Source organism: Wolbachia endosymbiont of Nilaparvata lugens (assembly GCF_007115045.1).
Classification (GTDB): domain Bacteria; phylum Pseudomonadota; class Alphaproteobacteria; order Rickettsiales; family Anaplasmataceae; genus Wolbachia.
Genome location: NZ_MUIY01000002.1, coordinates 125,821 through 142,055, shown reverse-complemented (window position 1 = coordinate 142,055; position 16,235 = coordinate 125,821). Strand labels below are relative to the sequence as shown.

The 16,235-nt window shown below is 34.8% G+C and carries 14 protein-coding genes and 2 tRNA genes; 5 read left to right on the top strand and 11 right to left on the bottom strand.

The features are described from left to right. Window positions 1-41: 41 nt before the first annotated feature. Window positions 42-839 carry an ankyrin repeat domain-containing protein gene (locus tag BWZ41_RS06345; protein ID WP_143689817.1) on the bottom strand — a complete coding sequence of 266 codons (798 nt, stop codon included), beginning with the start codon at window positions 837-839 and terminating at the stop codon, window positions 42-44. Window positions 840-1,057: 218 nt separating this feature from the next. Between BWZ41_RS06345 and cutA the strand changes: the two genes are divergently transcribed. The 3 genes from cutA (at window position 1,058) to BWZ41_RS06330 (ending at window position 2,022) form a co-directional block, all read left to right on the top strand. Next, entirely contained in the window at window positions 1,058-1,393 is a 336-nt protein-coding gene (gene cutA / locus BWZ41_RS06340) for a divalent-cation tolerance protein CutA (protein ID WP_063630722.1), read from the top strand. Further along, a tRNA-Gln gene (locus BWZ41_RS06335) sits at window positions 1,384-1,455 on the top strand. Before cutA ends, BWZ41_RS06335 begins: the two co-directional genes overlap by 10 nt. A gap of 204 nt (window positions 1,456-1,659) precedes the next feature. Beyond that, window positions 1,660-2,022 carry a hypothetical protein gene (locus BWZ41_RS06330; RefSeq protein ID WP_241653951.1) on the top strand — a complete coding sequence of 121 codons (363 nt, stop codon included), beginning with the start codon at window positions 1,660-1,662 and terminating at the stop codon, window positions 2,020-2,022. Here BWZ41_RS06330 and BWZ41_RS06325 read toward each other — a convergent pair. Continuing rightward, window positions 2,019-2,309 (bottom strand): hypothetical protein, encoded by a 291-nt coding sequence (locus BWZ41_RS06325; RefSeq protein ID WP_007301973.1) that lies wholly within the window; start codon window positions 2,307-2,309, stop codon window positions 2,019-2,021. The two genes, BWZ41_RS06330 and BWZ41_RS06325, sit on opposite strands and share 4 nt — an antisense overlap. Window positions 2,310-2,747: 438 nt before the next feature. Further along, window positions 2,748-3,944: a succinyl-diaminopimelate desuccinylase gene (gene dapE, locus BWZ41_RS06320; protein WP_143689816.1), complete on the bottom strand. Its 1,197-nt coding sequence runs from the start codon at window positions 3,942-3,944 to the stop codon at window positions 2,748-2,750. 42 nt (window positions 3,945-3,986) lie between these two features. On the opposite strand from dapE, the gene BWZ41_RS06315 reads away from it, so the two are divergent. Next, the gene (locus tag BWZ41_RS06315; protein ID WP_143689815.1) at window positions 3,987-5,252 is read left to right on the top strand and encodes an iron-containing alcohol dehydrogenase; all 1,266 of its coding nucleotides are present in this window, start codon (window positions 3,987-3,989) and stop codon (window positions 5,250-5,252) included. Between the two features lie 555 nt (window positions 5,253-5,807). On the opposite strand, the gene BWZ41_RS06305 is transcribed toward BWZ41_RS06315, so the two are convergent. The 6 genes from BWZ41_RS06305 to dnaE all read right to left on the bottom strand — a co-directional run bounded on the left by BWZ41_RS06305 (window position 5,808) and on the right by dnaE (window position 12,223). Then, window positions 5,808-5,879: transfer RNA gene (locus BWZ41_RS06305), tRNA-Met, on the bottom strand. Continuing rightward, complete coding sequence (gene purB / locus BWZ41_RS06300) at window positions 5,879-7,171, bottom strand: adenylosuccinate lyase (protein WP_143689814.1); 1,293 nt, start codon at window positions 7,169-7,171, stop codon at window positions 5,879-5,881. The genes BWZ41_RS06305 and purB overlap by 1 nt, the downstream gene beginning before the upstream one ends. 112 nt (window positions 7,172-7,283) lie before the next feature. Continuing rightward, window positions 7,284-7,808: a 50S ribosomal protein L9 gene (rplI, locus tag BWZ41_RS06295; RefSeq protein WP_063630713.1), complete on the bottom strand. Its 525-nt coding sequence runs from the start codon at window positions 7,806-7,808 to the stop codon at window positions 7,284-7,286. Between the two features lie 3 nt (window positions 7,809-7,811). After that, window positions 7,812-8,090 carry a 30S ribosomal protein S18 gene (gene rpsR / locus BWZ41_RS06290; RefSeq protein ID WP_143689813.1) on the bottom strand — a complete coding sequence of 93 codons (279 nt, stop codon included), beginning with the start codon at window positions 8,088-8,090 and terminating at the stop codon, window positions 7,812-7,814. Continuing rightward, window positions 8,090-8,863, bottom strand: coding sequence for a 30S ribosomal protein S6 (rpsF, locus tag BWZ41_RS06285; RefSeq protein ID WP_143689812.1), 774 nt, complete (start codon window positions 8,861-8,863; stop codon window positions 8,090-8,092). Before rpsF ends, rpsR begins: the two co-directional genes overlap by 1 nt. A gap of 48 nt (window positions 8,864-8,911) precedes the next feature. Beyond that, complete coding sequence (gene dnaE, locus BWZ41_RS06280; RefSeq protein ID WP_143689811.1) at window positions 8,912-12,223, bottom strand: DNA polymerase III subunit alpha; 3,312 nt, start codon at window positions 12,221-12,223, stop codon at window positions 8,912-8,914. A gap of 767 nt (window positions 12,224-12,990) precedes the next feature. Here dnaE and BWZ41_RS06270 point away from each other — a divergent pair. After that, the gene (locus tag BWZ41_RS06270) at window positions 12,991-14,127 is read left to right on the top strand and encodes an ankyrin repeat domain-containing protein (protein ID WP_143689810.1); all 1,137 of its coding nucleotides are present in this window, start codon (window positions 12,991-12,993) and stop codon (window positions 14,125-14,127) included. A 414-nt stretch (window positions 14,128-14,541) separates the two neighbouring features. Here the strand turns inward: BWZ41_RS06270 and BWZ41_RS06265 are convergent, their stop codons facing one another. Further along, window positions 14,542-15,501 carry an LD-carboxypeptidase gene (locus BWZ41_RS06265; protein WP_143689809.1) on the bottom strand — a complete coding sequence of 320 codons (960 nt, stop codon included), beginning with the start codon at window positions 15,499-15,501 and terminating at the stop codon, window positions 14,542-14,544. Continuing rightward, a complete protein-coding gene (gene lipB / locus BWZ41_RS06260; RefSeq protein ID WP_143689808.1) occupies window positions 15,501-16,118 on the bottom strand; it encodes a lipoyl(octanoyl) transferase LipB in 618 nt (205 codons plus the stop codon). Before lipB ends, BWZ41_RS06265 begins: the two co-directional genes overlap by 1 nt. Window positions 16,119-16,235 lie beyond the last annotated feature (117 nt).

The following is a 16,235-nucleotide window of genomic DNA, read 5'->3' as shown; positions in this document are numbered from 1 at the left end:
TTTATGTTAAACAGCAAAACGGAAATCTTAAAATGCTTTACTTACATCAAGTTGCATGAAGTTTTCTTCGTACATTCTCTCTGTTTTTCTTGTTTGGGATCTTTTAAACTCGGAGAAGGCAACTTACTCGAAAACTTATTGTCTTTATGTGCTCCCCATTCTCTAAGAGTTTGAGCCATTTCACAATATTTAAATCTCTCAGCTACCTCCAATGGCGTTCTTCCAGAGTAGCCTTTATAATTCAGATCTGCTCCACTTTCTTTGCAAAACTCAGCAATTTTGATATCACGTTTAGCAACAGAGCACAGGAGAAATTCTCCGTATGTTTCCTTAATATAGTACCCTTTGTTTTGCACAAAATCCTCTACTGTTTTTGCTAAATTTTCTTTGCTTAAACCTTTCTCAAAGCACCTAGAGAGTGTACCGTAATAAAAATCTTCTATTTCGTCACGATAATCTAGCGTTATTAAATTAGAAAGAGATTTACCACAATACTGATCAGTGTCTCCACGTGCACCCCATTTTTCAAGAGTTTCAACCATTTGATTTTTTCCATTTTCTCTAGCAAGCCAGAGTGATGTTCTTCCATCATCACTTACATAATCAAGGTTCGCTCCGCGATTTTTACAAAATTCAGCAACTTGAATATCACCTTGAGTGACAGCAATAATCAATAAGCAGTTATATACTTCTTTAGATTTCCATTTATTGCTACTTATAAGATTATCTATTATTCTCTCTGCGCTTTCTCTATCACCCTGTTTAATGTATGAAAATATATTCTGCCAATATAATCTCATTCCTGAATCTATAGCTTTTTTTTCCTGACCATTATTCATAATACCTCCTAAGCTAGTTGCAACTCTTTCCAGCGCAAAGAGCTGCTTTATTAGCTACTTTGTATACTCACCAAATTCCATTGTCAAATAAATATCTGTGCGCAAATTGCTACAATGTTCGTACATCTGTGTGTCAAGCGCTGTAGAAGTCTCTCCTATTTTCTCTTGATGAATAAATCTAAGTAGAGTATAGTAAAAATGCATTTATGTAGCGATTAATGAGCAACTTAGTTTTAGTCTATATAACTTTTTCAAACCTGAAAGAGGCTAAGACTATTTCTGAAGAATTGTTAAACGAGAAGTTAATTGTATGTGTAAATATATTTCCCGAAGTAAATTCTCTGTATTTATGGGAAGGTAAAATTAATAGTAATTGTGAAATAGTGGCAATTATGAAGAGCAGGAATGATCAGACTGATAAGATTGTAGAAAAAATCGAGGCAATGCATTCTTATGATCAACCAGCCGTTGTGATAATACCTATAGGAAAAGCGAATAAATCTTTTACTAATTGGGTTAATAATGTTATTGATATAAACAATATTGGGGTGTAGCCAAGTGGTAAGGCAGCGGTTTTTGATACCGCCACGCGAAGGTTCGAATCCTTCCACCCCAGCTTTATTAAAGTGTGCGTGAAATGATATCACTTTTTTATAAATTAAGGTTATTTAATTATATACTGGGCAGCTTGAAAGATATAGTTGTCAAGCTATTTCTTTTCACTCTGTATCTTTATACATCGAGCATTATGCTCATGTTTCTCACCAGTGGCTTTTGGTATGCTGTAGAGTTTAGCTCTTTCAAAAATGCATTTTACCATTTGTATCAATATTTAAAATGGTATTATGAAAATAGAGATGATTTGGGTTATGGAGTTTCTATTAGAATATTAGTAGCGTTTCTTACTCCGCATTTTTTCTACAAATTATTTTCTGGCACAGGCTGGAAGTCTTTTTTCAAGGAGAAGATAGTTCAGATACTCAGCACAAGAAGAAAAATGAGTAATAAACCAAATGGCAGTAGTTATGGTTATAGTAATAAGAACAGTTACGGTAACAATAATCTTCAAGAGGCAGAACGGAAAGTGAATATGATAAAGCAGCTATTAATCCAAGATATAGATGAAGCTATAGAAAAAAGATTAAATGATATTTTTCTTGGTGAGAGGGGTAAACCTCATTAAAAGGGCTTTATCTTTTTTAGAATTGGCTGTATTTTGTTTTTTACGTATAATGGATCGCAATCAGCCAGTATACATGTTTCAACAAAATCTTGACTGAAGTCTGATAGCCAGGAAATTGCTTTACGTTTCTCTACCAAGCTTTCTGTTTTTTTACAGTTACTTGCTGCATCAATCATTGCCTGTGATATCACTGATTGCCACAGTATGCAGTACCTTTGTATATCATCTAAAGTGCTATTTGCTTCGTGATGGTGAAAAAATTCTTTGAAATTGAAGTTATTTGACATTACGTACCTCTTTAAGTTGAAAATTAGAATTTGAAGTAGTGCGAAAGTTGTCTGCTGCAATGAATAGCCTTTATGACAGTCAGACCGGGTTTTATGTGAGCTATAAATGTTTAAGAAATTATATCTGTTCAGATCTATGTGAAACCAGTGCTTCTTTTCTTGTTATCCGAGCTGGGATCCAGGTTGACAAAAGCGCTTTACAACGTTTTGTGTACAAAAGCCAGTGTTGCATGACACTATTTGTTCTTACACCCTTTTTGTCTATCTTATTTTGTCACTCTGCTGAACAGATAATTTTCGCCAATAAGCTTTCTACTGAATTTTTGTTATTAAGCTCGCACAGATCAAAGACAAGTTTTGAGTCAAAAATACCCTTAATATTATAATAAGGGGTTGGTAAAATGTGTCTAGTAAGTTTCTTCTCTATGCAACTGCACCTCAAGCTAATAATGGACCATCAGGCGTATTACCAATTACATTGATTTGGTTTAATATTTTATTAGTGGGGTAAAAATAATTTTTTATAAACTCCTTATATATAGCTGTTAATTTATGTATATCGTCTATTGATACGCATTCATTTACCTGATGTGCGGTTTTGTTGATCATACCAAATTCAATTACTGGACAAATATCCTTAATAAACGCAGCATCAGATGTGCCACCATTTGTACTCAGCACAGCATCAATACCGGTAATTTTATTTATCGCATCAAGCATAATATCAGTATTTCTATCAGGAGTAGAGAGAAAAACGTCCCTGCTGCTCTGCATAGACAGTTTATAATCGTTAGTCACATTGGTGCATATTGTATCAATCATCTTATATAAAACGTCCGGTGTTTGTGTATTGTTATATCGAACATTAAAACCTGCTGCTATTGAACTAGGTATTAGATTATTAGTATTATTTCCAACGTCGATAGTAGTAATTTCGCAATGTGAAGGCTGAAAGTATTTATTACCAGTATCAAAAGTGGTATCTTTTATCTTACTTAGTATCGATACCATTTTATATATTGGATTATCTGCTAGATCTGGGTAGGCAACGTGCCCTTGTTTACCATGGCAAATCAATTTAAATGTTGCAGAACCTCTTCTACCTATTTTTATGGTATCACCTAATTTCTCACTACTCGTTGGTTCTCCAACTATACAAAAATCTATCTTTTTTTGCTTACTTTTCATCCATTCCAAAACGGCCTTTGTTCCATGTTCTTCCGTGCTTTCTTCAGCACCGGTAATCAATGCACTGATTGAACCACTGAATCGAAACTTACCTGCAACTGAATCTACGATAGCAGCAATAAATGCAGCTACTCCGCCTTTCATATCAGATGCTCCTCTTCCGTATAGCATTCCATCTCTAACTTCTGGCTTAAATGGATCAGATATCCAATCTTTTAACTCACCTGGTGGTACAACATCAACATGTCCAGCAAAACACAAGTTTGGTACTCCATTTATATATTTCGCATAAAGATTTTTAACTTTATCACCAAACTCTAAAATCTCACATTCAAAACCACTTTTCTTAAGAATGGCTGCTATATGCTCTATTGCTCCATCGTCTTTTGGTGTTATACTTTTAAAAGAAATTAATTTCTTAGTTAGTTCTACAGGGTCAATCTTCATATCAATCTTGAAATACTAACATTACCGTATTGTAAACATTCTATGCGATATTTAAAACAAATATTACAGCACACAGAACAAGTTCTTATTAGGGGAGTAAGAGTACTTGCTGATAATATCTATGAAATATGTAGACAATACGGAAATGACATTTTTCTGATTGCAGATGAAAATACAGCAAAACTTTTAAACAAAAACATACTTAATAAAGTTTCTCATTTAATTATTCCAGCCACAACTGTCATTCCAGCGCGTGACTATGATGGATCGCAGTGTCACGCTACTTGGATGACACCAAATAGACTGAACAGCGCTGCTTCCCTCCAAACTGTAAACCTAGTTAGAAATAAAGCAAAAGATAGTGACTTAATGGTTGCATTTGGTAGTGGCACTGTTAATGATATCTGCAAATATGCAAGCTACCTCGAGAAAAAAGATTATATATCGTTCCCAACAGCCGCTTCCATGAATGGGTATAGCTCTGCAAACGCTTCAATATTAGTTGATGGATATAAAAAATCGTTCGGAGCACATCTTCCAAAGGCAATATACATTGATAACGATATAATTGCCAACGCACCACCACGCCTCACATTAAGTGGATTTGCAGATTTCATCTGCCGTTCAACAGTACAAGCCGATTGGCTATTATCTCATCTATTACTTGGCACAGAATATAATGAACTCCCCTTTAAACTTGTTCGCAATCTGGAGGAAATTTTGCTCAGAGAACACTTGGCACTTGCTAAAAAAGATAAAAGAGTAGTTTTATTACTTATGGAAGCCTTATTGATTTCAGGACTTGGAATGGTGATGTCAAAAGGCAGCTACTCTGCAAGCCAAGGAGAACATATGATAGCTCATGCAATGGAGACTGTAACAAAAGATTATTCCTCCTCGTTACATGGCGAAAAAATTGCTGTTACAACGATTACTATGGCTAACTTGCAAGAGGAGATATTGTCAATACGAAACCCGATTACCAAACCGATCACTTTAGATGTAAAACATATAACTCAGTGCTTTGGTAATACCGAATTTATAAAAATTCTAAAGCAGAAGCAAATGATGCAGCAAAAAATTCAAGAGATTATTTGCAAAGAATGGAGTAATATTTCTAGTTTAATTAAGCAAAATTTACTATCTGCAAAACACCTGCAGATAGTATTTGAAGATCTATCAATTCCATACTTACCGGAGCATCTTAATTGGAACAAAGAGCAATATTGCAAGGTAGTCAATCTTACATTTGCAACAAGAGATAGATTCACCTTTCTTGACCTAGCTGGTTGTATAGAAAAAAGTTAGATTTTGTATATTCGTTCAGTAGGGTAGCAAAATAAGATAGACAAAAACACAGTAACAAATGGTGTCATTCAAGTAGCTATCCAGCCTTTCTTAACAACAAAAACTTAGCATGACTTTTGTGCTCAAAAAACTTCTGAATTCCAGCATCAAGTGCTGGAATGACATGGTGAAATATTATTCAAGTAGCCTCTGTTCCAGTGCCTATTCAGTGTCATTCAAGTCAACTCTTTTCTTGTCATCCGAGTGCCTAGACACTGGGATCCAGAAAACTTCACTTTAAATGAGTGCATTAGATTGTTTTTATATAGATGCCAGTGTTAGCTACTTGGATGAAATTCATTTAGTTGTCTTTTCTCATCTACCTTACCACTTTCTTGAACGGATACCATTAGCCATTCCCTTGAATAGATACAACAAATGTTGTATCTTTATCACTTCACATACATTATTCCATATACTATATGAACAACTGAAAAAAAACTTCAGTTAATTGGACAATGAATCACGTTATTTTGTCAAATGCGCTGCTCTTGCCAAACCATAGTTTAGCTTGAGTGGCTGAGGAGGGATTTGAACCCCCGACCAAGAGATTATGATCCTCCTGCTCTACCACTGAGCTACTCAGCCTAATTAAAAACCTTGCTATATATGTAATCTATATGTTTCATATAATACTTCAAATCAAACAAAGACTCAAGCTTTTCAGAGTCAATAATTCCATGCAAGGATTTATCTTGTTTCAATTCGAACAGAAAATCACTGTTATCTTGCTTTACTTTCATTGCATTATTCTGAACAATTTTATATGCCTCTTCCCTAGTTAAACCACTACTTACCAACTCAAGCAATACACGTTGTGAAAAAACCAAGCCTTTTGAAGAATTTAAGTTCTTTTCAATATTTTCCTTATTGATCACCAATTTATCTATCAAATCTGTTAATCGTACTAAAGCAAAATCCATTGCTATACAAGCATCAGGAGCAATGCACCTTTCCACAGACGAGTGCGATATATCTCGTTCGTGCCATAGTGCAACATTTTCTAATGCAGGAAAAACATAGCTGCGTATTAAGCGTGAGAGCCCAGTCAAATTCTCACTTAAAATAGGATTACACTTATGCGGCATAGCAGAACTTCCCTTCTGCCCAGTGGAAAAATATTCAGAGATTTCGCCGACTTCAGTTCTTTGCAAATGACGAACCTCAATTGCAATATTTTCTATTGAGCTTGCAATTACTCCCAAAATTGAAAAGAACATGGCATGTCTATCACGAGGGATGACTTGAGACGATATGGTTTCAGGTATGAGTCCCATTTCTTTCGCTACATACTCTTCAACAAATGGATTAATATTTGCAAAATTACCTACTGCACCTGATATTTTACAAATTGAGATCTCTGTTTTCGCGCTAATTAATCTCTGATAATTGCGTTTAAATTCAGCATAAAATCTAGCAAATTTTAATCCAAGAGTTGTTGATTCTGCATGCATTCCATGACTGCGCCCAACACAAACAATATTTTTATAGTCCTCAGCCTTTTTTTTCAATGCTGCAAGTATATTTTTTAAATTTTCGAGCAAAATATCACATGATTCCTTTAACTGAACCGCAAGGCATGTATCTAAAACATCAGAACTTGTCATTCCGTAATGGAGATAACGAACATCAACTCCTGCTTTTTCAGCAATATATGTCAAAAAAGCTATAACATCATGTTTTACAATGGATTCAATTTCGTTAATACGCTCAATATCAAATTCAATAGCACCAGAGAGCTTTTCAGCAACATCATTTGGAATAACTTTTAATTTTGCTTGAGCTTCACATGCTACTTTTTCTATTTTGAGCCATATGTTGAACTTATTTTTTTCTTCCCAAATGGAAGAGATTTCTTTGCGGCTATAGCGTGGGATCATTAGATGATCCCTGTCTTATCTTTGAACATGCTAGATCCCAGTGTGTAACACTGGGACGACAGAAAAAAAGTGCACTGGAATGACAGGAGTAGTTGAAATATTTTATTCACTGCTATTCGTTATTTGTATCTTCTTGTTGCTCAGATTTCTGATTTTGCAACTTTACTTGCCTCAATTCATGTGCATCTTTCTCAGATCTGACAACGTATATAGTAATTGGCACTATCACTTTACTATGTAATTCTATATTCACTTGATACTCGCCCAAATTTTTGATACTTATTCCACCAAAAGATAAACTATGATGACTTATCTCATATCCTTCTTGTAATAAAGTTTTTGCAACTTCACGTATTGTTACAGAACCAAAAATCTTTCCATCCTCTGAAGCCTGCTTTATTAATATAACAAACTTATCATGCAATGATGATGCAAGCACTTTTGCTGAATTTAATTTCTTGATATTTTCTTCTTCCAATAACAAACGCTGTTCCTCTAGCTTTATTAAATTTTCCTTAGTAGCTTTCATCGCCTTTTTTTGTGGAAAAAGAAAATTACGTGCATAACCTGGTTTAACTTTGACAACTTCACCAATCTTACCTAAAGTTGTTATATTTTCCTTTAAGATTATTAACATAAATTACCTAATTTTTTTAGTACAGTAAGGAGCAAGAGCTAAAAAGCGTGCTCTTATAATTGCTAAGCGCAACTTTCTTTGTTTTCTTGAGCACACACCTGTTAACCTTCTAGGTAATATTCTACCATAGTCAGAGGTGAATTTGGACAATAAATCTATATTCTTATAGTCTATGTCCTCATCTTTAGATGCAGCAAGAGGACAGACCTTAGGACGCCTAAAGCCAGTTCTGTTATTTACAGACACGTAAGAATTATTAAAACTATTTCGTCTTTTCATCATTATGCACTTTTCTCCTCAATTTGTTTATCCATCATGTAAGATTTACCTTTAAAAAACTCATTAACCCGTACAGACAAGTGGCGAATAATATTCTCATTCAGTTTTACTCTACGCTCAAATTCATCCATAATGCTTGAAGTAAAACTTATACACATCATACAGTAATGACCACTTTTCATCTTATTTATTGGGTATGCAAAATCCAATAGACCCCAATATTCATATTTTATCAATCCTGAAGCTTCAATATTTTTCAAAAGCACTTCCAGCGTTTTACTCAATTGATTTGAGTCTACTATTTTAAAACTTTTTAAAACCTCTTGAAGGGATTTTATTAGATGTTGTGAAATATTTTCCTTAAAAGCATTTACTACATTATAGATAAATGCACTTTTAGTGTTAGCTCCTGGAAGGTCCATAAAATTTTGTTTTATTCCCGTATCACTTAGTTCATTTTTCAATTCTTTATCGATTCTTGACTTTATTTCTTTTAAATTTGAAAAATCTTCTTCCAATTCAACCCATAAAATTTTTGTCAGAGTTTCCAAAAAATCAGAGTAAACAATCAGACTTTTTTTAATGCTTTCAGTACTTGCCTCTAGCTCTTGTTTTGTAACTGTGCTATGTTCTCTTTCTATGAGACCTTTAACCTCCTGAGAAATAACATCTGCTTTAATATTTTTCAACAAAATAGCCAATTCTTGGACCATTTCTTCTACTTCTTGCTGCAATAAGTTCGGTTGTGCTATAAAAGTAAATTCATAGAGATTCACTATATCTTCCTTTAATATCAATTAAACACTTTATTATATAAAACTTTTTTATATAAGCAAGTTATTTGTATTAATTTCTACGCCTTCAATCCAACTTAAGTGAGATATTTCATAAATGGCTTGGGGGGTGATTGAATATGCACCTGGCAACAAGATGCTGACTTTATGTTTTTCGAGAAGAAACTTTAGCATTATTTTGGTTTTGCCTCCATTTTTCAACACTGAATTCAACTCCTCAGCAACTTTTTGCGAGTCTGCACATACAGCAGTTAAAACTAATCCTTTCATTAGAGAAGTAACCTTTTCTGTAAATTCAGATATGTCCTTTCCTGATAGTCTCGTTGTGTTTTCTGAAATTTCAAGATCAATTATGACAAATGCTCCAGGTGAAAATAGATTCCTTTTTTCTTCTATTATTTCATTATTGTAGAATGCTATTTCAGAAACATTGTGGGGATCAGAAAGTGTTAGGATAACAAATCTTCCACGTTCTGAGGTTCTCATACGCACATTTAATATTACACCAGCAGTTTTTATCGTCTTACTCTCTCCGATAAACCCAATATTTAATTTTTTTAAAAGAGTTTTAAATTTTTTAAGCGGATGATTAGTCAAATAAAACCCTAGTGAAAACAACTCATGCTCTAATTTTTCCTCTTCATTAAAATCTTCCACATCCTCGAGTTTTGGCTTGAGGACATCAAGATTGCCAAATAAAACAGCTTGATTTGACTGCCTATTTTTATTTGCAAAGTAAATCAATGTGTCTATTGACTCGTATAACTGCTTTCTATTTTGGTGCACACTATCGAATGTTCCAGATTTAATTAAACTTTCTAATGCCCTTTTATTTATTATATGACCAGAATTTTGAATAAATTCCCATATGTCCTTATAAGGTGCATTTACTATTCCTTCTGCTATAGCAAAACCAACATTACGCAAAGCAGCAATTCCGTAGCGTATGTGCTCACCCTCTATTGAAAATTCAGCCTTAGATTTGCTGATATCAGGCGAAAGAACAGCAACTCCACTGAATTTTGCAGCATGATAAAACAAATTCAGTTTGTCTCTATCATCAATATTGAGATTCATCAAGGCCGTAAAAAATTCTAGCGGGTAGTTAGCCTTAAGGTAAGCTGTTTGGTAAGATATAATCGCATATGCTGCAGCGTGGGATTTATTAAATCCATAACCAGCAAATTTTGCAACAAGATCAAAAATATAACTTGCTCTGTCGTAATCAACACCGTTTTTTGTTGCTCCTTGAACAAAAAGTTCACGTTGTTTATCCATCTCTTCCTTAATTTTCTTACCCATGGCACGTCTGAGTAAATCCGCCTCTGCTAAGCTATATCCAGAGAGAATACGCGCTATTTCCATCACCTGCTCCTGGTAGATTATTACCCCAAATGTTTCTTTTAACACTCCTTCAAGTAACGGATGAATATAATCTGGCTTTTCAAGGCCATGCTTTCTTGCAATATAAGTTGGAATGTTATCCATAGGTCCTGGACGATAAAGGGAAATTAAAGCGATAATATCTTCAATGCAATCTGGCTTTAATTTAATTAAAGCTTCTCTCATTCCCGAACTTTCAACCTGGAACACTCCAATTGAATCACCGCTAGAGAGCATCTCATAGGTTTTTTGATCATTCAAAAGAACTGAAGAAATATCGACCTTTTTTTCATCACGATTAATTAAACGACATACATGATCTATTAGTGTTAGCGTACCAAGTCCAAGAAAATCAAATTTTATTAACCCAGCTTTCTCTACATATTTCATGCTGTATTGAGTGATTGGCAGAGCCGAATTTGGATCATAATAGACGGGAACAAAATTTTCTAATTTTTGATCGCATATTACAATTCCAGCAGCATGAGTTGAAACGTGACGATATATTCCTTCGAGCTTTAGTGATATATCAAGAAGCTTTGCAATTACCTCATCACTATCTCGTTCTTTCTGCAGGTTTTGATCAAGCTCTATCGCTTGCGATAAAGTTACAGGATTTACTGGATTAAATGGAACCATTTTAGATATTTTATCCACTTGAGAGTAAGGCATTTGCAATACTCTACCAACATCACGCAATACTGCCCTTGCTTGCAATTTTCCAAAAGTGATTATTTGAGCAACATAACCGTACTTTTTCTGAACATAATCAATAACCAGGTCCCTTTTCTCTTGGCAGAAATCGATATCAAAGTCAGGCATTGATATACGATCAGGGTTTAAAAATCTTTCAAAGATTAGACCAAATTTTATTGGATCAAGATCTGTAATCTGCAAGCTCCAAGCAACAATTGATCCAGCACCAGAACCTCTTCCCGGTCCAACTGGAATGCCATTTGCTTTGCTCCAACGAATAAAATCAGAAACTATCAAAAAGTAGCCAGCGTAGTTCATCGAAGTTATTACGCTTAGTTCGTAATTCAGCCGATCGTAGTATTGTTTAAGGTTTATGTCTGTTTCATTTGCAATGCGGAATTCTAATCCTGCAACTGCCTGCTCCCTCAGTTCTTCATTCTCAGTTTTATTTTCTCGACAAGGAAATTTAGGCAAGATAGGCTGCCTGCTTCTTGGCATGTAAGAGCACCGCTTAGCTATCACTAAAGTGTTATAAATTGCTTCGGGAATGTCGCTGAACAGTTCCTCCATTTCTTCCACAGATTTGAAGTAATGCTCGGTAGTTAACTTCTTTCTGTTATTTTCCAGGGCATAACTGCCCTCCGATATGCACGTTAATATATCATAAGCTTCATAATCAGATCTATTTGAAAAAAACACATCATTCGTTGCCACTAGTGGTATATTGCGCTGATAAGCAAAATCTATTAAAGCTTCTTCAAGCTCTAGCTCTTTATTCAGCCCATGACGCTGCAATTCAACATATAAATGACCATCGAATGCTGAAAGCAGTTTTTCAACCGTTTCTTTGTCTTGCTCCAATAACAGTTGAGCCAAACATCCACCAGTTAAGGCGATTAGACCTGTATTAAAACTTAATAGCTCATCAAAATCAACGTAGGGAATATCGCTGCTATTTTTGCGCTTTTTAAAAGACTCACTCACCAAGGTGACTAAATTAGTGTACCCTTGTTCATTTTTTGCAAGTAGCAGTATTGATAAATTTTGTTCTAAGTGTCGAACGATAATATTGCATCCTATTATTAGCTGTATTCCCCTATTAGCTGCATATTCTGCAAATTCAAGTGAGCCAAATAAGTTGCCTGAATCAGTAACTGCAACTGCCGGCATTTTGTTCTGCAAACAAAGACCAATCAGCTCCTCAATTTTAACCGAACTCTCAAGCAGAGAATAAACGCTATGAACACGTAAGTGTATGAACATAAAAAATTTTAGATTAGCAATAGTTAAGGATAACATTAATTTACTTATAAGGATATGCAATAGAGTCAACTTGACAAACCTCATCAGTCTTCTTATCATGACAATAAGAGTGTTTATCCTTGTTTTTAATCTCTGCAGATTTAACAACAAAAATTCAGTAAAAAACTCAGGTATATATTGGCAGATTACATAAAATTATAGCGGCTGCATGTCTTTTTTATTTTTTCTACATTCAGCCAAAACGCGCTTTAAATAAGCGTTAGCACATTATTACAATGCCGATTTACATTATTATAGGGTTAAAACTCACTACTGGGGGATTCTTTTGCCTTTTTTTTGCTTGGTAAATTTATTAATATTTTTGATTGGTTAGGAGTTCTATAGAGATGTCATTTCAGTGCTTCTTATTACCTGTTCTGGATCCCAGTGTCAGCTACTTGGATGACACTGAAGGGGTTACTCGAATGACAAGAATAAGGAGTACTGGGATGACAAGAAAGCACTGGTTTCATATGCATCTGATAAAAAAGATGATGTCATGCAAGTAGCTGACACTGGAATCCAGTTTTTTTGTGCAATTCCGTCAAAAAAGCGCTTTCGTGTTTACCAACTTAGTTAGATTCCAGTGTCAAGCACTGAAATAACACCAAAGAGGCTACTTGAATCTAATTTACTATTCACAATCCCGGTTATTAGCTTGTTTGAATTGACTTTTTATCATAATTATGTAATAATTAAACATATTGTTTAATATTGAAGGTAGAATTATGACAGGAGAATATGAATTACTGAAAAAAGTACTAAGTACGATTGAGGTTAAGGAAGGCTTAAATAAAGATAATATAATTGAGGAAATACAAGAAGAACTAAAGGAACAGGGTCAAGGTCTATATCAAGAATGGGAGAAAGGTAAATTTGATGTAAATCATGGATTTAGCTTAAATATTTCAGGGATAGAGTACTCAAAGCTTCCATTATTAATAATAGCTGCTCAGAATGGTTACACAAAGACAGTAAAGGCTTTAATTCAAGCAGGAGCAAATGTTAACGCAGTGGATCAATGTAAAAGGACTCCTTTACATCATGCTGCTTTGAATGGTCGCGTAGACACAGTAGAGGTTTTACTCAAAGAAGGAGCAAAAGTTAATTCAGTAGATCAATATGAAATGACTGCTTTGCATAATGCTGCTGAGAATAATCACAAAAAGATAGTAGAGGTTTTAATCGCAAATAAAGCTAATATTGATGCGAAAAATTTCTGTGATAATACTGCTTTGTATTGTGCTGTTTTAAATAAGAACGCAAATATAGTAAATGCTTTAATCAAAGCAGGAGCAAATGTTAAAGCAGTAAATAAAGGTGGAGAGATTCCGGTAGATTGTGCTCGTAAGAATCTCCGCGTAGACGTAAACATAGTAAATGCTTTAATTGCAACAGGAGCAAATGTTAATGCAGTAGATAAAAATGGAAAGACTCCGTTGGATTGTGCTCATGAGAATGTCCGCGTAGATGAAGATATAGTAAATGCTTTAATCGCAGCAGAAGCAAATGTTAATGCAGTAGATAGAGATGAAAGGACTTCTTTAGATTATGCTGAGAGTAAAAACGTAAAAAAAGCTATGTTAGAGAAAGGAGAAGGTTCTTTTTTGAAAGCATCTCGTAAAGGAAAGATTGCCGGTGGAGTAACTATATTATTAGGCACTGCCATAGCAGTGGCACTTTTTACAACTGGAATAATTGCAGCTCAGTTGATACCTATAGTTATATCAGTGGTTGCAATTGCAGCAGCACTGGTAGTTGGTTATGCTACATATGCGTGGTCAAAGCCTAGTACTAAAGTGGGTGAAGTAGAAAAACCGCCTGTCGTCTTAACAACAAATGAACAGCGAGGAGCTGCTATATAGTAGAGCGCGTGACGCTGTTTCACTTTATGACGATGTCATGCCAGTGTCTGGGCACTGGCATCCAGTCTATTTCATCACAAATATTGTTTTTGACATATACTCCTACAATCTTTACATGATTTGTTATATATGGATCCCAGTGTTAAGCTACTCGGATGACACCAAAGAGGGCTACTTAGATGACAGAAAAAGGAGTACTTGAATGACACTCATATTCCAGCGCGTGACGCAGGTTCCTGGATCCCAGTGTCTGGGCACTGGGATGACAACGAAGGGGCTGCTTGAATAACAACGAAGGGTTATTTGGATAATAGCCGTACTTGATCTGGATTCCAGTGTCTAGGCACTGGGATGACAAGAGGGGATACTAGGATGACAACGAAGGTGCTGGAATGAAAGGAGTGTAAGATAAAGCTACTTGTATAACTGTTGCACATCCATAAACTCCTTCTCATCTTGAACGATAATGGTAGCGTGAGTGTTGAAAGGTAAAGGGTCATTTATATGTCCATGGCCTACTCCTTTTATTGTAAATACTGGAAAGTTAACACTTTTTGCAAACCTTTCTTTTACAATTTCAACAAGATTATCATTATAACAGTTAACAAAGTCACCGAATATTACTGCATCTACTCCATCAAAAATATGAGCTTGTTTTAGGTGATCTAGACTGCGCTCAATTGAATATGGATAAACTTTTATGTCTTCTAAAAATAGAATTTTGTTTTTTGCGTTTATTTGCCAAGCAGTTCCTATGCTATTTTCAACCAAAGTCATATTACCACCGATGATTTTAGACTCTAATTTGCCATTTTTTAGTCTAATGCCATTGTCGATCATTTTTAGGTTATCAAATCTGATAGAGTTGCGTTGCTTAAGAATTAACTCTTTTAATTTTTCAACAGAGGTTTCAGCAACAGAGTTATTTACTATCATTTCCAACATGGTACCGTGAAGAGTTTGCCAGTCATATTTAACTTGCAGATAAATATGTAAAGCAGTGATATCACTATAGCCTATAAGAATTTTTTTGTTTTGAGCAATTCTTTCTTTTTTATCATTGGGTAACTTTTCTAGATAGGGAATTAGCCGAGAAGCCCCTTCTCCTCCTCTGATACACCAAATTATTTTGCTATCATCAGTGAGCGCATTAACCAAATCATTCGCTCTAAACTCATCAGAGTTAGAATAAAATGGGTTGTCATTACTGTATATTTTCTCCGAAATGTGAGGATTAAAATCCAAAGTTTTTACGTATTCTCTTATAGTAGGCAGATCTGATTCTTTTCCCTTGGAAGAAGGAGCAATAATATCAATTTGATTTGCAGGACTAGTGAGTAAAAGGCATAGAAAATAAAGAATAAAGGAATACATTAAAATATCTTATGAAACTCTCGCTTTAATATATCATCTAATTCGCAAAGAGAAACTTTTACTCCTAGTTTTTCCATTGATGTAACGCCGTAATCTTTTAGTCCACAAGGAATAATACCCTCATAGTGGGAAAGGTTTGGAGAGACATTAAGCGCTATGCCGTGATAAGTTACCCATTTTCTCAAGCGAATGCCAAAAGCTGCTGTTTTTTCTTCTACTCCGTTGTTGTTCACCCAAATGCCTATTCTATCTTCCTTAAATTCCCCAAGTATATTAAAGTATTTTAAAACATTTATGATCCAATTACTTAGGTCTCTGATATATAGTTTTATGTCACATTTGTTTCGTTTTTTGAGGTTTAGCATTAAGTATATAATGCGCTGCCCTGGTCCGTGATATGTATATTTACCACCCCTACCTGTTTTATATATAGGAAATAATTTTTCAATAATGTCATCATCTGTTGCACCGATTCCTGCAGTATAAAGTGGAGGGTGCTGGAGCAGCCATACTAACTCATCAGATAAATTATTGTGAATTTGTTGAATTTTTGCTTCCATGAATTTTATAGCATGGTTATAATCAACAAGTTGGTTAGATATTAGCCATTCCGTCATGTTCAATTTCTTTTATTAAGCTTTATATTACTCAATAAGCACCTTAGCTTTCAAGCAAGTTTAGGTTATTGGTGAGCTTTCCACGCAAAAGTAACAGTCGTGTAAACTTTATAACGA